This is a genomic window from Aeromicrobium sp. UBA7512, from assembly GCF_002476985.1.
In the GTDB taxonomy this organism is placed as follows: domain Bacteria; phylum Actinomycetota; class Actinomycetes; order Propionibacteriales; family Nocardioidaceae; genus Aeromicrobium; species Aeromicrobium phoceense.
Genome location: NZ_DLNK01000007.1, coordinates 269531 through 289595, shown reverse-complemented (window position 1 = coordinate 289595; position 20065 = coordinate 269531). Strand labels below are relative to the sequence as shown.

Below are 20065 nucleotides of genomic sequence, written 5' to 3'. Positions count from 1 at the left end.
AGCGCGCCGGTGCGCAGGCGCTTACTGTCGAGGCATGAGCGACGAATCCTCAACCCTGCGCAGTGTCCACCTGGTCCGCACCGGCGCGATGGAGTACCGCGCCGAGAACGGGCGCGGTGGCGTCATCTCGATCGGTGAGGGCCAGAACACCGACTTCACCCCGGTGGAGCTGCTGCTGGTCGCCCTCGGCGGGTGCACCGGCCTGACCGTGGAGGCGCTCACCAAGCGTGCCGAGCCCAACCGGTTCGATATCGCGGTCGAGGGTCACAAGGTCAAGGACTCCGCCGGGGCGCACCTGCTGGAGAAGCTGCTGGTCACCCTCGACATCGCGTTCGACAACGACGAGGACGGCCAGAAGATGGCCGAGCGCGTGCCCGACGCGATGGAGAAGTCGCACCACAAGCTGTGCACCGTCAGCCGCACGGTCGAGCTGCCCTCGCCCGTGCGCGTGGTGCAGGTCCGGTCGTCCGAGGTCTGAGCCGCCGGTACGGTGGCCCCATGATCGACGAGGCACCGGCACCGGCTCAGGTCCTGGACCAGCTGCTGGCTTCCCGCTTCAGCTGTCGCGGCTACACCGACGAGCCCGTCCCGGAGGACGAGATCCGCGCGATCCTGTCGTCCGCCGCGCGCACGCCGTCGTGGTGCAACGTCCAGCCGTGGCACGTGGACGTCGTCTCCGGCGAGGCCCTCAGGCGGCTGCGGGACGACCTCATGGCCGACGCCTCGCTGGGCTCGGACTACCCGTTCCCGCCGGGCTACGACGGTGTCCACGCCGAGCGTCGCCGCGAGGTCGGCTGGCAGCTGTACGAGGCCGTCGGCGTCGCGAAGGGCGACCGTGAGGGGTCCGCGCGCGAGATGCTGCGGAACTTCGAGTTCTTCGGCGCCCCGCACGTCGCGATCATCTCCGCGCCCGAGTCGCTCGGCGTCTACGCGGCGATCGACTGCGGCCTGTTCGTGCAGTCGTTCCTGCTGGCCGCCCAGGCGCGCGGCGTCGCCACCATCGCCCAGGCGGCGCTGGCGCAGAAGTCGGACTTCCTCCGGAAGTGGCTCGAGATGCCGCAGGACCGGCTGGTCGTCTGCGGCATCTCCTTCGGCCACGCGGACCCCGACCACCCGGCCAACTCGTTCCGGGCCGGCCGGGCCCCGCTCGACGACGTGACGAGGTTCCACCGGTGACCGTTCCCGACTGGTTCACGTGGGCGCTCGACCAGAAGCCCCAGCACCTCGAGATCGACGTCGACGGCGTGCCCATCTCCTACCGGGCGTGGGGGCAGCCGGGTGATCCCGTCGTGGTGCTCGTGCACGGCGGCGCCGCCCACGCGGGCTGGTGGGACCACGTCGCCCCGCACCTCGCGGTCGATCACCGCATCCTCGCGCTCGACCTCAGCGGGCACGGCGACAGCGGCAGACGCGAGGCCTACACGCTCGAGGCCTGGGCCGGCGAGGTGATGTCCGTGGCCACCTCCGAGTCCACCGACAAGCCGGTGGTCTTCGGGCACAGCATGGGTGGGTTCGTCGCCCTCACCGCCGCCCGCGAGCACGGCGCCGGGATGCTCGGAGCGGCCGCGATCGACTCGCCCGTCCAGGCGGTGTCGCCCGAGGCCCGCTCGTGGCGCGCCGACCGCGCCGACCTGACGATGCCGCTCTACCCCGACGCGCGCACCATGGTGGCCCGCTTCCGCACGCTGCCCGAGGACCCGTCGTGCCTGCCGTACATCCGCGACCACATCGCGCGCGGCTCGATCCAGCACGTCGTGCGCGACGACGGCTCGGGCTGGACCTGGAAGTTCGACCCCCGTGTCTTCCTGCGCTCGATGATGGAGCCGGCGGACGTGGCTCGCAGCGCGTGCGAGGTGGCGCTGCTGCGCGGCGAGCGCGGCATGGCCACCACCGACATCACCGAGGAGATCCGGTCGCGGCTCGGCGGCAACGTGCCCGTCACCGTGATCCCCGACTCGGGGCACCACATCATGCTGGACCAGCCCACCGCGCTCATCGCGGTGCTGCAGACCCTGCTCGGACAATGGAGGAGACGATGACCGACCTACTGGTCGACCGCACGGACGGCGTGCTGACGCTGACCCTGAACGCCCCGCAGCGACTCAACTCGGTGACCACCGAGATGTTCGAGCAGATGAGCGACGCGCTCGAGGACGCCGAGGGCGTCCGCGTCGCGGTCATCACCGGCGAGGGCCGCGCGTTCTGCTCCGGCGCCGTCATGGCCCCGGGCGCGACGAACACCGGCATCCTCGAGGCTGCCGACCGCCTGATCCACGCGCTGACGCAGGCCCCGTTCCCGGTGGTCGCGGCGCTCAACGGCCTGGCCGCCGGCATCGGCTCGTCGCTCGCGCTGGCCTCGGACTTCCAGGTGGCCAAGGAGGACGACTACTTCCTCCAGGCGTTCGTCAACGTGGGCCTGATGGGCGACGGCGCCGCGCACGAGCTGATCGCCGCCTCGATCGGCCGGGCCCGTGCCACGCGCCTGCTGATGCTGGGCGAGAAGCTGCCGAACTCCGAGGCGCACGCCGCCGGCCTGATCACGCACTGCGTGACCGCCGACGCGTGGCAGGCCGCGGTGGACGGCCTGGTCGACCAGCTGAAGTCCGGCCCCACCATGGCCTACGCGCGGATCAAGTCCACGATCAACGCCGCGGCGCTGGCGCACCTCGACGAGACCCTCGCGGCCGAGACGGTCGAGCAGGGCGTCCTGGGCGCCTCGAACGACTTCGCCGAGGGCGTCGCCGCGTTCAGCGAGAAGCGTCAGGCCAAGTTCACCGGCGCGTGAACGTGGCGACCACCGGCAGGTGGTCCGAGGCCCACAGGCCCGGCACCTCGACGTCCGAGGCGACCAGGTCGGGCGTCGAGAACAGGTAGTCGATCCGCTTCACGGGGGCGTCCGCCGGGCTCGTGTCGGCGCCGCCGGGAGCGGCGTCGACGAGTCCCACGTCGATGACGTTGTCGTAGGCGGCGCTGCCCTCCTGCAGGTTGAAGTCGCCGCCGAGGATCATCGAGCCGCCGAGCTCGCGCAGCCACGCGGCGAGGTCGGCCGACTGTGCGGTGACGCCCTCGTCGCTCCCGACGGGCTGCAGGTGGGTCGACACGAACCACGTCGACTCCCACGGTCCGTCCGGCTGCACCGCGATCGCCTGGGCGCCGGTGACCGCACCGTGCGACGGCAGTGCCCGCCGCTCGACGCGGGCTCGGTTCGCATCGACGAGGACGGCGTCGCCCCACACGGGGTCCGCCGCGGCGCCCCACCAGGCCGTTCGGCCGGTCAGGCGCTCGAGGATCGCGAGCTGGTCCTGGCCCCCGTTGAGGAACCAGCCGCGGTCGATCTCGCTGACCAGCCCGACGTCGGCGGAGACCAGGATCGCGGCGACGGCCTTCGGGCGGAACACGCCGTCCATCCCGTAGCCCATGCGCAGGTTGTAGGCCGCCACGCGAACCTCGTCGTCCCGAAGTTCGGAGGTGTCGAACGGACGGATGGTGAGGGCAGGGGCCGCCGCGGCCACGACTCCCGCGGCGAGGGCCGTCACGCCGATGGCGGCCAGCGTCCTGGGCGTCGCGGTCATCACCGGCGCCGGGGGAGCGGTAGCGGCGACGACGCCCATGACCAGCGCGACGCCCACCAGCAGCCAGTCGGCGCGGTAGCCCAGGTCGTAGCCCGCGTAGTACGCGAAGAGCAGCGCCACCCAGACAAGGCCGCCGAGTGCCAGCGTCATCGAGGTGCCGCGGTCCCCGCGGTCGGCGGCGCGCCACAGGTGGGCGAGCGCCGGCATCCCCACCACGAACGCCACCACGGTCCAGGCGGGCAGCAGTCCGTCGGCGTCCGTGACGAGGGCTGAGGCGGCGACCGCGCCCACCAGTACGACCGCGGCCACCGCGGCCGTGACTCGCGTGACGGGCACGAGGGTCGCCGCCACGGCGAGCGTGGCGCCGAACGCGACCGCGGCGAGACCAGCGTCGCCCAGCGTCGCCGAGGCGCGCCCGGCGTTCGCGACGATCACGCCGGCGAGGAAGAGGCCCGGCATCACCGTCAGGGCGAACCGGCGGCCGACTCCTCGGCCCTCCGAGGGGGTGTGCAGCGTTGCAAGGCACGCGGCGAGCTGGGCGGCCAGGAGCAGCGACGCCCAGACGTCGTCACGCCAGACGGCGCCCCACGTGCCGAGCGCGGCGTGAGTGGTCACCGACACGGCGAGGCCGGCGACCACGCCGGTGACAGCCGCGTCACGGTGCCGGGGCAGCGCGAGGGAGAGCCAGGTCATCGCCGCGATCCCCGCGACGGAGGCGACGACCAGGTGCAGGTGGCCTCCCTCGGTGAGCTGGAGCGCGAACCGTCCCACCAGCGCGACGACGAGCGCTGCCGCGGCGAAGGTGCCTTCGCGGCCGAGGCGCCGCGCGACGGCCACGAGCAGCACCGGGACGAGGACGCACCCGAACGCGAACGCGCCGATCAGCTCGGGCGGCGTCGTCGCGGCCTGACCGAAGATCGTGATGAGGGTCGGTGTCCACGCCCGCCACAGGTCGATCAGCAGCCACGTCCCGGCGGCGAGGTGGACGGCGGACGCGGCACCGAGGCGATTCATGGCCCCGTTCTACCGGCTCCCCGGCCCGTTTGGGAGCGCCTCACCGTCGCAGCGCTCAGGCGCGGGAGCCGGCGAAGCCCAGGACGGCGGCGAGCCCCAGCGCGGACCGCGGGTGGTAGCCGGCGGTCCACAGTCCACCGTGCGCGGCGGCGTAGGCCTCCTCGCGCCACGGCTCCTCCTCGGGGGCCCGGTCGCTGCGCAGGTCGTGCACGAGCAGGGCGGCCATCAGCACGTTGCTCGTGGCGGGCTCGAAGACCTCGACGCCGAAGCGGTGCGCCCCGGCGTAGGCCGCGGCGAGCGCGCGGTTCTTGACGACCGAGGCGGTGCGCGTCGCCGGCGCGACGTTCAGCGACACCGTGGCACCGTCGTGGCGCGCCGCGGCCGCGCGCCACCGCTGCAGCCGCTTGGCGAGGGCGTAGTTCGGACCCTGCTGCGGCACGAGCGAGTCGCACACGCCGATCTCCACGTCCGGCGGGTAGTTGCGCTGCAGGAGGCGTCCTCCGCTGAGGGTCCGGAACGGCGCGCGCAGCAGGCGGCGGCCGTTCTCGTAGGCGTCGTTCGAGGTGGTGACGGCGCCCGCCGGCACGGCGAAGACGTCGGTCGGCGTGGCCAGGTAGGCCAGGGCCGTGTCCGGGCGCTGTGCCACCAGCCGGGCCGCGATGGCGTCGGCGGCGGCCGAGACGCGCACGTGGGTGGCCCCGTCGGCGTAGCAGTACGTGCCGAGGACGAGTCGGCCCTCGAGGTCCTCCAGCCACCTGCCGAGCTCGGGCAGCGTGTGCAGCAGGTCGGCCCCGGTCTCCTTGCCGCCCACGGGCAGCCGCACCCGCCCCGCACCCTCGCGGGCGTGGTCGCGGATGCGCTTCTGGATGTCGGCGCGCGGCAGGTCCACCGCGACGACGTCGGCGCCCCACCGCAGCAGCGACCGGTAGGGACCCATCTCGGCGCCGGCGCCCAGCACCACGACGGTGTCGCCCTCGAGCCGCAGCCACTCCGGGTGGTCGGCCACCTCGCGGATCGCCTCGGAGAAGGTCGGCTCGACGACGCCGCGCCGGACCCAGTCGTCGAGCTGCTCGTCCAGGGCGGCACCGGTGAGCCGCTCGCCGCGGTAGGGCACGCTCAGCTCGGTCTCCGGCGCCGCCTCACCGGCGATGTCCACGGTCGTCCACTCGTGACCGGCGGCGCGGGAGTCGAGTGCTTCGGCCAGCGAGCCGTCGCCGCAGCGCATCTGCTCGTGGATGCTGCGCAGGCCCTCGGTCGCGATCGTCACGGCGTCCTCGGGCGTGGCGAGCCCCGCCTCGAGGAGGCGGGAGAAGTGGATGAGGTAGCCGCGGCGCCAGTTCGTCTCGCGCTCGGCCGCCTGCGCACCCACCGGATCGACCTTGCGCAGCGCGTCGGCCACGACCTGGCGCGCGGTGGCGGTGGAACTGTCGGTGGGGAAGCGGACTCCGGTGGACATGAACCTGAGGATATCCTCAAGTTCGTGGACAGGCACTAAGCAAGCGCTTAGATATCCGCTACGCTCAGGGCATGCGAGCGATCCAGATCACATCCCTCGACGGTCCCGAGGCCGTCGAACTCGTCGACGTCGAGGCCCCGAAGCGTGGCGAGGACCAGGTCCTCATCGACGTCAAGGCCGCCGGCGTGGCCTTCCCCGAGCTGCTGCAGAGCCGCGGCCGCTACCAGCTACAGCCTCCGCTGCCCTTCACTCCGGGCGCCGAGGTGGCCGGGGTCGTGGTCGAGGCGCCCGCGGACTCCGGCTTCGCCCCGGGCGACCGCGTGGCCGCACTGCCGATGCTCGGCGGCTTCGCCGAGCAGGTCGTCGCGGACCAGCTCCTCACGTTCAAGCTCCCCGACTCGGTGTCCTTCGCCGAGGGCGCCTCCTTCATGTTCAACTACGCCACGGTCTACTTCGCACTGGTCAACCGCGGCGGCCTCGCCGAGGGCGAGCGCGTGCTGGTGCATGGTGCCTCCGGCGGCATCGGCACCGCCGCGATCCAGGTGGCGAAGGCATTCGGTGCCGGCCACGTGATCGCCGTGACGTCCACCGATGTCAAGGGCGAGATCGCCGTGGCCGCGGGCGCCGACGAGTACGTGCTCTCCGAGGGCTTCAAGGATGCCGTCAAGGCGTCCGGCGGCGTCGACATCGTCGTGGACCCCGTGGGCAACCCGGCCGGCGGCGACCGTTTCACCGACTCCCTGCGCTGCCTCGTCGACGACGGCCGGATCCTCATCATCGGCTTCACCGCCGGCGAGATCCCCAAGATCGCCGCCAACCGCCTGCTGCTCAACAACCTCTCGGCCGTCGGCGTCGGCTGGGGCGCCTACGCGATGAAGCGCCCCGGCCTGATCAAGCAGCAGTGGGACGCGATGGTCGAGCACCTGGCCTCCGGCGCGCTGAAGCCGATCGTCGGACAGTCGTTCGCGTTCGAGGACGCCTCCGAGGCGCTGCTGACGCTCGACCGGGCGCAGGCCACCGGCAAGCTCGTGCTGGAGTTCTGAGCACGTGGGAACCCTGCACCTGGTTCGTCACGGCCAGGCGTCCTTCGGGACCGACGACTACGACCGCCTCAGCGAGCTGGGCACCCGCCAGTCCGCCGCGCTCGGCGCGGGCTGGGAGGCGGGCGGAGCCGTCTTCACCGACGCCGTCGCCGGCGGGATGCTGCGTCACGCCCAGACCGCGATCGCCGCGATCGACGCCAGCGGACTGGGTGAGGAGGACGCCGACCCCGGCCTGCCCGGCTACGAGGTCGACCCCCGTTGGAACGAGTACGACCACCTCGCCGTCGCCACCGCGTTCGACCCGGGAGCCCTGACCAAGAACTCCAAGGAGTTCCAGGCCGCGCTGAACGCCGCGATCGACGTGTGGCGCAGTGGCGAGGGCGACTTCACCGAGCCGTACGCGCTGTTCCGGGAGCGCGTCATGGCGGGCTTCGACGAGGCCGTCGAGCTCGCCTCCGGCAAGGGCCGGCGGGTGCTGGTGTTCACCTCGGGAGGGCCGATCGCGATGGTGGCGTCGCACCTGATCACCGGCGACGACTCGGCGTTCCAGAAGCTGAACGACGTCGTGGTCAACAGCAGTGTCACTACCCTCATGGTGGGCGGCACGGGGCCGCGGGTGCTGACGTTCAACGACCACAGCCACCTGCGTGCCGCGGACGTCACCTTCCGCTGACACCACGAGGAGCGACATGCGACGGAACACGCTGATCACGGGCGCCAGCTCGGGGCTGGGCGAGGGGATGGCCCGCCACCTGGCCGCGTCCGGACACCACCTGGCGATCACGGCCCGACGGGTCGAGCGGCTCGAGGCGCTGCGGGCCGAGCTCGTGGCCGCGCGCCCGGGCATCGAGGTCTCCGTGCACGCGCTCGACGTCAACGACCACGACGCCGTGTTCCGGGTGTTCGGCGAGGCGGCCGCCGCCCACGGTGGTCTCGATCGCGTGATCGTCAACGCCGGCCTCGGCAAGGGCGGCCGCATCGGCACCGGCAAGTTCGAGGCCAACCGCGAGACCGCGATGACGAACTTCGTCGCCGCGCTCGCGCAGGCCGAGGCGGCCATGGAGCACTTCTACGAGCGCGGGGCCGGGCACCTCGTGCTGATCTCGTCGATGTCCGCCATGCGTGGCATGCCTTCGTCGATGACGACGTACGCGGCCACGAAGGCCGGCGTCGCGCACCTCGCGGAGGGAATCCGCTCGGACCTGATCGGCCGCAAGGGCCACGACATCAAGGTCACGACGCTCTACCCGGGCTACATCGCCAGCGAGATGAACGCGCAGGTCGAGCAGGAGCAGAGGCTCATGGTCGACACCGCCACGGGCACCGCCGCGATGGTGAAGTACATCGAGAAGGAAGTCGTCGACGCCGCCGTGCCCGCCTGGCCCTGGGCCCCCATCGGGCAGGTCATGAAGCACGCCCCGCTCTCGGTGGTGCGCAAGCTCGTCTGAGTCGAGGCGCCGGCGATCTCACCCGTCGGCACTATTGAAGTTGAGTTTGGCTTCACCTAGGTTCATCGTGACCTACCTCACATCGACGTCGCTCCGACGTCCTCGGAGCAGGTCGTGGGTCCGCCCGTCCGCGGCGGACTCGAGCTTGAGGAGGCTCGATGAACATTCGACGCATGGCATTCGGGGCGACGATGGCCGCGGTCCTCGCGACCGCGTCCGCCTGTGGCAGCTCGGACGGCGACGGTGACAGTGGTGGCGGGGGAGGGGACGAGTCCTACGACATCGGCATCGTGCAGTTCTCGGCGACGGACGAGACCGCCGAGAAGGCGATCAACTCCTACATTGACGTCGCCGACGAGGAGGGCTGGAACGTCACGAAGGTCGATCCCCAGGGCTCGGTGGACAAGGCCATCAGCGCGGTCAACGACTTCGTCCAGAAGGGTGTCGACCTGATCATCGTCACCGTCTTCCCGACCGACCAGATCACCGGCGGCGTGCGCGCGGCCACCGAGGCCGGCATCCCGATCATCTCGTTCAGCGGCGGCTCCGGCGAGGGCGTGCCGCTCAACGCCGACTCCGGTGCACTGGTCTCGACCGACATCTCGAAGCAGCTCGTGGACGACATGGGCGGCGAGGGGGAGCTGCTCCTGCTCGGCTACAAGAGCGGTCTGCCGTGCATCGGCCGCGAGGAGGCGCTGAACGACGCCCTCGAAGGCAGCGACATCACCGTCACCCGCCAGGAGGTGGCCATCCCCGGCCAGGTGGAGAGCGGCACGAAGTTCACGCAGGCGTGGCTGGCCAAGAACCCCGAGGGCAGCGGAAACCTCGCCATCTGGGCGTGCTTCGACGACCCGGCACTCGGTGCGGTCAGCGCCTTGCGCTCGGCGGACCGGAACGACGTGAAGGTCTACGGCATCAACGGCACGCCCGCCGCGGTGACCGCGGTGCAGTCGGGCGCGATGCGCGCCACGGCGTTCATCGACGTCGCGGGGGCCGGCGCGGAGCTGGCCGAGCGCACGCCCGACGTCATCGAGGGCGGCGTCGACGCCGAGCCGGAGGACATCCCGATCCCGACCTTCGTGGTCACGAAGGAGTCCTACGACGAGTTCGCGGAGAAGTACCCGGACGAGGTGAAGTAGGCCCTGCTCCGTCCAGAACGCCCGGCACCGCCCTGCGGTGCCGGGCCTTCCGCATCTTCGGGCGCACGCCATGGCCCATCGGGACCACGCGAAGATGGCCCGGAGATTCTGAAATTGAGTTCAGTTTTCTATTGAACCCGTGATCGGTTTCACATACGTTGCTCGGTGACATAGGTCACACGCATCGTCGAAAGGCTCCCCGCATGGTCAACATCGCCACAGAGGTCTGGGCCCACACCGACTCCGAGCCCGACCGGGTGGCGATCCGCTCACCGCGCACCATCACCTTCGGGCAGCTGCGCCGCACCAACGAGCAGGTCGCCGGCGCCGTGCGCGCCGCCGGAGTCGCTCCGCTGGACCGCGTGCTGTTCATCGCGCCGAGCATCCCGGAGTTCCCCGAGGTCTACTACGGCCTGCACGCCGCCGGCGTCACCGTCATCACGATGAACACGATGTCGACCGAGCCAGAGATCGGCTACGTGCTCGACGACTCGGGCGCCACGCTCGTCATCGCCTGGCACGAGTGCGCGGCCCACGCCCGGGCGGCGGCCGCCGACCGTGGTCTCGACTTCTGGCAGCTGGACCCCGGATTCTCGTTCGACGCCGAGCCCCTCACCGAGCCGCACGACCACGCGCCGCAGGACACCGCGCTGATCCTCTACACCTCGGGCACCACCGGCCGCCCGAAGGGCGCCGAGCTCACCGCGGCGAACCTCGTCGACACGGTCTCGTCGTTCCAGCCCGTCCTCGACATCAGCCCCGACGACCGCTTCGGCACCGGGCTGCCCCTGTTCCACGTCTACGGCCAGGCCGTCTGCATGAACACGGCGCTCGCGACCGGCGCCTCGTTCTCCCTGGTCCACCCGTTCGACCCGAAGGTCATGCTCGACGTCATGGTGGCCGACGAGCTCACCACCATGGCCGGCGTCCCGACGATGTGGAACGCGATGCTGCACGCCGAGGGCGACCACTCGCCCCAGGACTTCGCGGCACTGCGGCTGGCCACGTCGGGCGGCGCGAGCCTCCCGGTCGAGGTGATCCGTGCGTTCAAGGACCGCTTCGACTGCGCGATCCTCGAGGGCTACGGCCTGACCGAGTCCACGGGCGCGGCCACGTTCAACGACATCACCCGCGAGCAGCGGACCGGGACGGTCGGGCCCGCGCTGCCCGGCTCCCGCATCGAGGTGCGCGATCCCGAGGGGAACGTCCTGGGTCCCGACCAGCCCGGCGAGGTGTACGTCACCGGCCCGACGATCATGAAGGGCTACTGGAACCGGCCCGACGCCACGGCCTCGGACCTGCGCGACGGCTGGCTCAAGACCGGCGACATCGGCACGATCGACGCGGACGGCTACCTCAGCATCGTCGACCGCGTGAAGGACCTCATCATCCGCGGTGGCTACAACGTCTACCCGCGCGAGGTCGAGGAGGTGCTGTACGAGCACCCCGACATCGTCGAGGTCGCCGTCGTCGGCGTCCCGGACGACCACTACGGCGAGGAGATCGCGGCCGTCACGGTCCTGACCGAGGGCTCGGACGCGACGCCCGAGAGCATCCGCGCCTGGGCCAAGGAGCGCCTGTCGGCCTACAAGGTCCCGCGCCTGTTCGCGTTCGTGGACGCCCTGCCGAAGGGTGCCACCGGCAAGATCCTGAAGCGGGCGATCGACCGGGACGAGCTGCGTTCCGTCGCCGCGCAGGGCGGCCGCGCATGAACCTCGAGGGCAGCGTCGCGATCGTCACCGGCGCCGGGGGCGGGATCGGCGCGGCGCTATGCCGCCGCTTCGTCGAGCACGGTGCCCGCGTCGTCGCCACCGACCTCGACGAGAGACGCCTGAAGAGCGAGGTCGAGGCCATCGCCGCGGACCACCCCGGCACGATCGAGGCGCTCGCCGGCGACTGCTCGGACGTCGAGCACATCCGCGCGACGATCGCGCTCGCTGAGTCGTCCTTCGGCCCGGTGGACCTCTACGCCGCCAACGCCGGTGTCGGCCTCGGGGAGAACCTCGACGCGACGCCGTCGGACTGGCAGACCTCGATCGACGTCAACGTCATGGCGCACGTGCGAGCCGCCGAGCTGCTCGTGCCGGGCTGGCTGGAGCGCGGCAGCGGCCACTTCCTGTCCACCGCCTCGGCCGCCGGCCTGCTGACGCAGATCGGCTCGGCCACCTACTCGGTCACGAAGCACGCGGCGGTCGCGTTCGCGGAGTGGCTGTCGGTGACCTACGGGTCGCGCGGGATCGGCGTCAGCTGCCTGTGCCCGATGGGCGTCAACACCGCGATGCTCAACAGCGGTGCGGACTCCGACAGCGAGGCGGCACGCCAGGGCGCCAAGGCGGTCACGCAGGCCGGACTCGTCCTGGAGGCGCTCGAGGTGGCGGACATCGTCGTCGCCTCGCTGGCCACCGACGAGTTCCTGATCCTGCCTCACCCCGACGTCCTGGAGTTCTACCGGCGCAAGGCGTCCGACTACGACCGCTGGTTGCGCGGCATGCGCCGCTACCAGGAGTCGCTGGCATGAGCACCAGGCCGACCGAGCTCGTCATCGACGAACTCGCCCAAGACATCGCCGTGGCACCACGCCTCGTGATGGGCGGTGGAGTCCACGCGGACGCCGCCGCCGCCACAGTCGCCCGCGGGCGACTCTCGGGGGACCAGAAGCACCACTCAACCTCGAGTGGGCTTGAGCTTGAGGAGGCTCGATGAATTTTCGACGCGTTGCACTCGGCACGACCCTGGCGTTCACACTCGCGACAGCCGCCGCCTGTGGGGGCTCGTCCTCCGGCTCCGACGGTGGCGACGACGCCTTCTCCGTCGGCATCGTCCGCTTCGCACCCAGTGAGGTGACGACCGAAGCGGTGATCAACAAGTACACGGACATGGCCGAGAAGGAGGGCTGGGAGGTCACGACCGCCAACCCCGACGGAGCCGTCGACAAGGCCATCGGCGCGATGCAGGACTTCGTGCAGAAGGACGTCGACATGATCATCGTCTCGGTCATCGAGTCGAAGTCGCTGACGGCCGGGCTGAAGTCGGCGGAGGCCGCCGGCATCCCCGTGGCCTCCATCGCCGGTGGCGGCGCCGAGGGGGTCACCTTCGACCTCGTCGTCTCGCCGGGCGTCGAGGTTCCCGAGGCGATGGTCGAGAACATGGGCGGCAAGGGCCGCGTCCTGGCCCTCGGCTACAAGCCGGGCCTGCCGTGCCAGCTGCGTGAGGAGGCCTTCAACGAGACCGTCGAGGGCACCGACATCACGGTCGACCGCCAGGAGGTCCTGATCCCGGGCCAGCTGGAGTCGGGCCAGAAGTTCGCCACGACGTGGCTCGCCAAGAACCCGAAGGGCTCCGAGCCGCTCGCGATCTGGGCGTGCTTCGACGACCCGGCGATGGGCTCCATCGTGGCCGCGAAGCAGTCGGGTCGTGACGACGTGCAGATCTACGGCTACGACGGCACGCCGCCCGCGCTGAAGGCGCTCAAGGACGGCCAGCTCGCCGCGACCGCCGCCCCGGACACCACCGGTGCTGCCCAGATGCTCTTCGACGCGACGCCCGACGTCATCGAGGGCGGCCCCGAGGCCGAGCCGAAGACCGAGGAGATCCCCTTCCCGATCATCACGCCGGAGACGCTGGACCAGTACCTGGCGGACAACCCCGGCGCGGACGCGTCCTGACATGACGATCCGTCCAGAGCTCGACGTGCCCGCGCAGGGCGACGAGGAGAAGACCATGACCGGTTCCCCAGCAGGTGGCGGGCCCGACCCGGCCCCCGTGACGTCCGGGTTGCTCCAGATGCGGGGCATCTCCAAGTCGTTCGGCGGCAGTCGGGCTCTGGACGGCGTCTCGATCGAGGTGAGGCCCGGCTCGGTGCACGCGCTGTGCGGTGCCAACGGCGCGGGGAAGTCGACCCTCGTGAAGATCCTGGCCGGCCTGGAGCGCGCCGACGAGGGCGAGATCCTCCTCGACGGCGAGCGCGTCGAGGTGGCCAACCCGCGTGACGCCGCGGACCTGGGCCTGAGCTTCATCCACCAGGAGCTGAACCTGGTGCCGAAGTTCTCGGTCCTGCGAAACATGGCGATGGGATCGGGACATCCCGGCCGGTTCGGGATCCTGGACCTGCGCCGCCTGCGCCGTGAGGCCAAGGCGGTGCAGGAGCGACTCGGCTTCGAGATCCCGCTCGACATCGAGGTCGAGCAGCTCTCGGTCTCCGACCGCTGGATGGTGTCGCTGGGCCGGTCGCTGATGCGCGACGCTCGGTTCATCGCGATGGACGAGCCGACCGCCTCGTTCACCGACGAGGAGGCCAGCAAGCTCATGTCGGTGATCGACGAGCTGACCTCCGACGGGGTGGGCATCCTCTACGTGTCGCACCGGCTCGACGAGGTCCTCCAGGTGTCGGACACCATCACGGTGTTCCGCAACGGTCAGAAGGTCGCCACGCTGGACTCGGCGGAGACCGACCGTCAGGAGCTGACCACCCAGATCGTCGGCCGCGAGGTCGAGAAGCTGGTGTCGCGCCTGGAGGCCGAGGCGGACGAGAGCGTCGCGGAGACCCGTCCGGTGCGCCTGGGGGTGCGCGGTCTCAGCCGCGCACCGCGGGTCCTCGGTGCCTCGTTCGACGTCCACGAGGGCGAGATCGTCGGCATCGCCGGACTCGTCGGCGCGGGCCGCACCGAGCTGGCGCGGCTGCTGATCGGAGCCGATCGGGCGACCGGCGGCACCATGACGCTGGGCGGCGAGCCGTACGCACCCAAGTCGCCGCACGACGCCCTGCGGGCCGGCATCGCGCTGGTCCCGGAGGAGCGTCGCAGCCAGGGCCTGGTCCTGACCGACACGGTCGAGAACAACCTGGCGATGGCCGAGCACGGCTCGGCATCGAGCATGCGGGCGCGGTTCCGGCCGAAGTCCTCGCGGTCCACGGGGGAGGCGCTGATGGAGCGCTTCTCCGTCAAGGCCCGCTCCATCCGGGACACGGCCCACCACCTCAGCGGCGGCAACCAGCAGAAGGTCGTCGTCGGCAAGTACGTCCGGACCAACCCCGGACTGCTCGTCCTGGACGAGCCCACCGTCGGGGTGGACGTCGGCGCACGCGCCGAGATCTACCGCATCATCACCGGACTGGCCTCGGAGGGGACTTCGGTCCTGGTCATCTCCAGCGACTTCGAGGAGCTCGCGATCTGCGACCGCGTCCTCGTGATGCGCGCAGGACAGCTGGTCGCCGAGGTACCGGCCAGCGAGTTCGACGAGGACCACCTCACCGCCCTGTGCTTCGGCAGCTCCGAGAGCTCCGGCACCACCGAAACGGAGAAGCCCGCATGACCAGCCTGATGGAGAACGAACCGACCTCGGAAGCCCCGAAGTCCCACGCCCACTTCTTCGAGTGGTTCGGCCGGTACGGCGCGCTGCTCGTCCTCGCCATCCTCATCATCGGCACGTCGATCCTGGCGCCGACCACCTTCCCGACCGTCGACAACGCGATCAACATCCTGAACCAGAGCGCCCTGTCGGCGATCATCGCGATGGGCCTGACGTTCGTCCTGGTGACGGGCGAGTTCGACCTGAGCATCGGCAACACGGCGAGTCTCGCCGGCGTGACCGCGTGCGCGCTGATGGTGAACCAGAACCTCTCGATCCCGCTCGCGCTGGTCGCCATCCTGGTGGTCGGCGCGATCGTCGGCCTGATCAACGGGTTCGTCGTCACCTTCATGAACGTCTCGGCGCTGGTGGCGACACTGGGCGTCGGAACGATCGTGATCGGCGTGAACTACATGATCTCCGACGGCGCCCCCATCGCCCTGGGCGATCCCGACGCCTTCCTGGAGATCACGTTCGGCCGGTTCCTGGGCATCCCGTACCCCGTCTACATCATGCTCGTCATCGCTGCGCTGCTGTGGTGGCTGCTCAACCGGACCGTCCTCGGGCAGTCCATGCAGGCCGTCGGCGGCAACCGGGTCGCCGCCGAGCTGTCGGGCATCCGGGTCGACCGCGTGCGCGTCATCGCGTTCGTCGTGTGCTCGATGTGCGCGGCGGTCACCGGATTCCTGCTGGCCTCCCGCACGGGCAGCGCCGCGGTCTCGGCGGGCGACACGTACCTGCTGAGCGCGTTCGCCGCGTCCTTCTTCGGCTCCGCCGTGCTGCGGGACGGGCAGTTCCACATCCTCGGCACCCTCGTCGGCGTCATCACCGTCTCGGTCGGCTTCAACTCCATCGCCCTGGTGGGACTCGAGACCTACTGGCAGTACTTCTTCCAGGGCCTGCTGCTGATCCTGGGCGTCGGCGTGGGAACGCTCGCCCGACGACGAGCCGCCGCATAGCGCCGTCCCCCCACCCCATCCCGCGGGCGCCGAGAGGCGGCGGCCGCACCACTCGAGGAGAGACTGATGAAGTTCGAACTCGACGCGATGACGCGTGAGTACCAGGACAAGCTCAATGCCTTCATGGACGAGCACGTGTATCCGGCCGAGGCCGTCTATCACCAGCAGATGGCGGAGTCGGGGAACCCGAACTTCCACCCGCCCGTGCTGGAGGAGCTGAAGAAGACGGCGCGTTCGCTGGGTCTGTGGAACCTGTTCCACCCGCACAAGAACGAGGAGTGGGGATCGCCGGGGCTGACGAACCTGCAGTACGCGCCGTTGGCCGAGATCACGGGCCGTAGCCCGTACCTGGCTCCTGAGGCGATCAACTGCAACGCTCCTGACACCGGGAACATGGAGGTGCTGCAGCTGTTCGGCACCGAGGAGCACAAGGAGAAGTACCTCAAGCCGCTGCTCGCCGGTGAGATGGCGTCGGCGTTCTGCATGACCGAGCCGGCGGTGGCCTCCTCGGACGCGACGAACGTGGAGCTGCGGATGGTTCCCGACGGCGACGAGTACGTGCTGAACGGTCGCAAGTGGTTCGCGTCGAACGCGTTGCACGCGAACTGCAAGGTCCTGATCGTGATGGGCAAGACCAACCTCGAGGCCGAGACCCACCGTCAGCAGTCGATGATGGTCGTCCCGATCGACACCCCCGGCGTCACCGTCGTGCGCGGTCTGCCGGTGTTCGGCTACCTGGACCGTGAGGGCCACGCCGAGATCCTGTTCGAGGACGTCCGCGTCCCCAAGACCGCGCTGCTGGCCGGTGAGGGAGACGGCTTCATGATCAGCCAGGCGCGCCTGGGGCCGGGCCGCATCCATCACTGCATGCGCTCGATCGGCATGGCCGAGCGTGCGCTGGACCTGATGATCGACCGCGCCCAGTCGCGCACCACGTTCGGTCAGCCGGTCGCGGACCGCGCGAACATCCAGGACTGGATCGCCGAGGCCCGCATCGAGATCGAGGCGACCCGTCTGCTGGTGCTCAAGACGGCGTGGCTGATGGACACCGTGGGCAACCAGAAGGCTCGTGTCGAGATCGCCGCGATCAAGGTCAAGGCGCCCGAGATCGCGCTGAAGATCATCGACCGCGCGATCCAGGTCCACGGCGGCGGTGGCGTCACCGACGACTTCCCGCTCGCGTCGTTCTACGCCCACCAGCGGACCCTGCGGATCGCCGACGGACCCGACGAGGTCCACAAGCGCACCCTCGCCCGCGTCGAGCTGCGCCGCCGCGCTTCGGAGCGTGGTCTCTGATGGATCTCGGACTCGCCGGTCGTACCGCCGTGGTGACGGGCGCGTCGCGAGGCATCGGCCTCGCGATCGCCCACGCCCTGCACGAGGAGGGCGCCAACGTCGTCCTGACCGCACGCAAGCAGGAGGACGCCGAGTCGGCCGCCCGTGAGGTGGGCGAGCGCGCCCTCGGCATCGGGGCCCACGTCACCGACGAGGACGCGTCCCGGGCCTGCCTCGAGCGCACGCTCGAGCAGTTCGGCAGCATCGACGTCCTCGTCAACAACGCCGGCACCAACCCGGCGTTCGGCTCCCTCGTCGAGCAGCAGCACTCGCGGTTCGCCAAGACGCTCGACGTGAACCTGTGGGGCCCGACGCTGTGGACCCAGCTGGCGTACGAGCTCTGGATGGGCGAGCACGGCGGCTCGGTGGTGCACACCGCGTCGCTCGGCGCGTTCGCCGTGGGCCCGAACCTCGCGGTCTACCACGCCTCGAAGGCCGCCCTGGTCCACCTGACCCGCCACCAGGCGCAGGAGCTGGGCCCGGGCATCAGGGTCAACGCGGTCGCGCCCGGCGTCGTGCGGACCCGCCTGGCCGAGGAGCTGTGGAAGGAGCACGAGGAGGCCGTCGCGGCGAACACGCCGCTGCGCCGGATCGGCGAGCCGGAGGACATCGGCTCGGCCGTCGCGTTCCTCGCGGGCTCGACCGCGAGCTGGATCACGGGCGAGACCCTCGTGATCGACGGCGGACAGCGCTTCGGGAGCGGTAAGTGACGGTCGCACTCGACCTGACCGCCCTCGGCGGCTGGATGCGTGGCCGCGGCGTCGACGTGGGCGGGACGATCTCCGCGACCCGCGTCGGCCGCGGCCAGTCCAACCTGACGTACCGCCTCGAGGACGAGGGGGGCCGGACGTGGATCGCGCGCCGGCCCCCGCTCGGCGAGCTGCTCGCGTCGGCGCACGACGTGGTGCGCGAGCACCGCATCCTCGCTGCGCTGCAGGACACTCCCGTCCCCGTCCCCGGGCTCGTCGGGGTGAGCGAGGACGAGCGGGTCGCCGACGTGCCCGTCGTCGTGATGGAGCACGTCGACGGCATCGTGCTGGACCAGATGGAGATCGCCGAGTCGCTCACCCTCGACGCCCGTCGCCGGCTGGGACTCGAGATCGCTCGCACGCTCGCGGCGATCCACGCGGTCGACGTCGACGCGGTCGGACTCGGCGACCTGGCGTCGCGGTCGTCCTACGCGGAGCGCCAGCTCAAGCGCTGGTCGCGCCAGTTCGAGGCGAGCAGGACCGTCGAGCGACCCGACCTCGACGCGCTGACCGCGCTGCTGCACGACCACGTCCCGCCGCCGGGCGACCTGTCCCTCGTGCACGGGGACTTCCACATCCGCAACGTGATCGTCGACGGCGAGGACGGCACGGTGCGCACCGTCCTAGACTGGGAGCTGTCGACCCTGGGCGACCCGATGGCCGACATCGGCAGCACCCTGGCGTACTGGCCCGAGGCCGGCGAGGCCCCCAGTGGGCTGTTCGCGGCCTCGACCCTGCCGGGCTTCCCCACCCGCGACGAGCTGGCACAGGCCTACCTCGACGCCTCCGGGCGGGACGGCGGGACGCTCGCCTTCTGGCACGTCTTGGGCATCTGGAAGGTCGCGATCATCAGCGAGGGCGTCTACCGGCGCACCCTCGACAACCCGGCGAACACCGCCGAGGGCGGCGCGCCCACCCCCGAACGCATCCAGGGCGTCATCGACCACGCCTGGCACGTCGCCGAGACGACCGGACTCGCCGGCCGCCTCACCACCCCGAGAGGACGTCCATGACCGAGAACGCCGCCCCCGACACCGAGGCCGTCCTGGCCGACTCGCCCAAGAACTGGGGCAAGTGGGGCCCCGACGACGAGGTGGGCTCGCTGAACTACCTCGGCCCGCAGGAGGCCGTGCGCGGCGCGGCGGCCATCGTCTCGGGCGAGAGCTTCACGCTGCAGGTCCCGATGGGCGACCCCGGTGGCGATCCCGTGTGGCCGGGACGTGAGCCGATCCAGCGCCAGAACATCATGGACGAGGGCTTCTTCCAGCGCGGCGAGGGGGACGAGACGCCCGGCGGCGCGCACTACGCCGACGACAAGGCGACGATCTTCCTGCAGGCGTCCACGCAGTACGACGCCCTCGGCCACGTCTGGATCGGCGGCAAGATCTGGAACGGCTTCGACGCCACGGAGACCGTCGGCGAGATGCGCAAGGCCTCGGTGCTGCCCATCGCGCAGAAGGGCATCGTCGGTCGCGGCATCCTCATCGACATGGCCCGCCACCGCGGGAAGGCGCACCTGGACAAGGGCGAGACGTTCACGCACGAGGACCTCGTCGAGGCGGCGAAGGCCCAGGGCCAGGAGATCGAGCCGCGTGACGTCCTGCTGATCCGGACCGGCTTCATCGGGCACTGGTACGAGACGACGCCCGAGGACTTCTACGCCGACTTCTGCGAACCGGGCCTGACCTACTCGCCCGAGCTCGTCGAGTGGTTCCAGCAGATGGAGATCCCCAACCTCGTCACGGACACGATCGCGAACGAGGTCACGATGGATCCGAACCACGGCGTGGTGCTGCCGCTGCACAGCGCGCTGATGCGGAACCTCGGCGTCACCTTCACCGAGATCGCCTGGCTGGACGACCTCGCCGCCGCGTGCGCGGCGGACGGACGGTGGACGTTCCTCTACACGGCCGCGCCGCTCAAGGTGGTCGGCGGCACCGGCGCCCCCGTGAACCCGGTGGTGATCCGGTGAGCCCGGTCACCTCGAGCACTACCGCACAGTAG

General features: G+C 70.9%; 20 protein-coding genes. 18 read left to right on the top strand and 2 right to left on the bottom strand.

Annotated elements, in window-relative coordinates; genetic code table 11:
* Nucleotides 1–34 precede the first annotated feature (34 nt).
* From B2363_RS12315 to B2363_RS12300, 4 genes are read left to right on the top strand one after another with little or no spacing between them, the layout of a single operon-like run.
* The gene (locus B2363_RS12315; RefSeq protein WP_286930585.1) at nt 35–478 is read left to right on the top strand and encodes an OsmC family protein; all 444 of its coding nucleotides are present in this window, start codon (nt 35–37) and stop codon (nt 476–478) included.
* 20 nt (nt 479–498) lie between these two features.
* Nucleotides 499–1176: a nitroreductase gene (locus tag B2363_RS12310; protein ID WP_286930584.1), complete on the top strand. Its 678-nt coding sequence runs from the start codon at nt 499–501 to the stop codon at nt 1174–1176.
* Nucleotides 1173–2039 carry an alpha/beta fold hydrolase gene (locus B2363_RS12305; RefSeq protein ID WP_286930582.1) on the top strand — a complete coding sequence of 289 codons (867 nt, stop codon included), beginning with the start codon at nt 1173–1175 and terminating at the stop codon, nt 2037–2039. The genes B2363_RS12310 and B2363_RS12305 overlap by 4 nt, the downstream gene beginning before the upstream one ends.
* Nucleotides 2036–2785 carry an enoyl-CoA hydratase-related protein gene (locus B2363_RS12300; protein WP_286930580.1) on the top strand — a complete coding sequence of 250 codons (750 nt, stop codon included), beginning with the start codon at nt 2036–2038 and terminating at the stop codon, nt 2783–2785. The genes B2363_RS12305 and B2363_RS12300 overlap by 4 nt, the downstream gene beginning before the upstream one ends.
* Here B2363_RS12300 and B2363_RS12295 read toward each other — a convergent pair.
* Both B2363_RS12295 and B2363_RS12290 read right to left on the bottom strand, forming a co-directional pair.
* On the bottom strand, nt 2772–4586 hold the full coding sequence (locus tag B2363_RS12295; RefSeq protein ID WP_286930578.1) for an endonuclease/exonuclease/phosphatase family protein: 1815 nt from the start codon (nt 4584–4586) through the stop codon (nt 2772–2774). The two genes, B2363_RS12300 and B2363_RS12295, sit on opposite strands and share 14 nt — an antisense overlap.
* A gap of 55 nt (nt 4587–4641) precedes the next feature.
* Entirely contained in the window at nt 4642–6042 is a 1401-nt protein-coding gene (locus B2363_RS12290) for a hypothetical protein (protein WP_286930577.1), read from the bottom strand.
* A 71-nt stretch (nt 6043–6113) separates the two neighbouring features.
* Between B2363_RS12290 and B2363_RS12285 the strand changes: the two genes are divergently transcribed.
* From B2363_RS12285 to B2363_RS12220, 14 genes are all read left to right on the top strand, one after another.
* Entirely contained in the window at nt 6114–7085 is a 972-nt protein-coding gene (locus tag B2363_RS12285) for an NADPH:quinone oxidoreductase family protein (RefSeq protein ID WP_181753790.1), read from the top strand.
* A gap of 4 nt (nt 7086–7089) precedes the next feature.
* Nucleotides 7090–7758, top strand: coding sequence for a histidine phosphatase family protein (locus B2363_RS12280; RefSeq protein ID WP_286930576.1), 669 nt, complete (start codon nt 7090–7092; stop codon nt 7756–7758).
* A gap of 16 nt (nt 7759–7774) precedes the next feature.
* Nucleotides 7775–8533 (top strand): SDR family oxidoreductase, encoded by a 759-nt coding sequence (locus B2363_RS12275; RefSeq protein ID WP_286930575.1) that lies wholly within the window; start codon nt 7775–7777, stop codon nt 8531–8533.
* A gap of 158 nt (nt 8534–8691) precedes the next feature.
* Entirely contained in the window at nt 8692–9672 is a 981-nt protein-coding gene (locus tag B2363_RS12270; protein WP_286930574.1) for a sugar ABC transporter substrate-binding protein, read from the top strand.
* A 203-nt stretch (nt 9673–9875) separates the two neighbouring features.
* Nucleotides 9876–11384: an AMP-binding protein gene (locus B2363_RS12265; RefSeq protein WP_181753798.1), complete on the top strand. Its 1509-nt coding sequence runs from the start codon at nt 9876–9878 to the stop codon at nt 11382–11384.
* Nucleotides 11381–12190 carry an SDR family oxidoreductase gene (locus B2363_RS12260; protein ID WP_286930573.1) on the top strand — a complete coding sequence of 270 codons (810 nt, stop codon included), beginning with the start codon at nt 11381–11383 and terminating at the stop codon, nt 12188–12190. Before B2363_RS12265 ends, B2363_RS12260 begins: the two co-directional genes overlap by 4 nt.
* A complete protein-coding gene (locus tag B2363_RS12255) occupies nt 12187–12375 on the top strand; it encodes a hypothetical protein (protein WP_286930572.1) in 189 nt (62 codons plus the stop codon). The genes B2363_RS12260 and B2363_RS12255 overlap by 4 nt, the downstream gene beginning before the upstream one ends.
* Nucleotides 12372–13337 (top strand): sugar ABC transporter substrate-binding protein, encoded by a 966-nt coding sequence (locus tag B2363_RS12250; protein WP_181753802.1) that lies wholly within the window; start codon nt 12372–12374, stop codon nt 13335–13337. The genes B2363_RS12255 and B2363_RS12250 overlap by 4 nt, the downstream gene beginning before the upstream one ends.
* A gap of 1 nt (nt 13338) precedes the next feature.
* A complete protein-coding gene (locus tag B2363_RS12245; protein WP_181753804.1) occupies nt 13339–14982 on the top strand; it encodes a sugar ABC transporter ATP-binding protein in 1644 nt (547 codons plus the stop codon).
* Nucleotides 14979–15977, top strand: coding sequence for an ABC transporter permease (locus tag B2363_RS12240; protein ID WP_206679962.1), 999 nt, complete (start codon nt 14979–14981; stop codon nt 15975–15977). The genes B2363_RS12245 and B2363_RS12240 overlap by 4 nt, the downstream gene beginning before the upstream one ends.
* A 66-nt stretch (nt 15978–16043) precedes the next feature.
* Nucleotides 16044–17273 carry an acyl-CoA dehydrogenase family protein gene (locus tag B2363_RS12235; protein ID WP_181753806.1) on the top strand — a complete coding sequence of 410 codons (1230 nt, stop codon included), beginning with the start codon at nt 16044–16046 and terminating at the stop codon, nt 17271–17273.
* Nucleotides 17273–18022, top strand: coding sequence for an SDR family oxidoreductase (locus B2363_RS12230; protein ID WP_206679963.1), 750 nt, complete (start codon nt 17273–17275; stop codon nt 18020–18022). The genes B2363_RS12235 and B2363_RS12230 overlap by 1 nt, the downstream gene beginning before the upstream one ends.
* The gene (locus B2363_RS12225) at nt 18019–19074 is read left to right on the top strand and encodes a phosphotransferase family protein (RefSeq protein ID WP_206679964.1); all 1056 of its coding nucleotides are present in this window, start codon (nt 18019–18021) and stop codon (nt 19072–19074) included. Before B2363_RS12230 ends, B2363_RS12225 begins: the two co-directional genes overlap by 4 nt.
* Nucleotides 19071–20033, top strand: coding sequence for a cyclase family protein (locus B2363_RS12220; protein WP_286930571.1), 963 nt, complete (start codon nt 19071–19073; stop codon nt 20031–20033). Before B2363_RS12225 ends, B2363_RS12220 begins: the two co-directional genes overlap by 4 nt.
* Nucleotides 20034–20065: the final 32 nt, after the last annotated feature.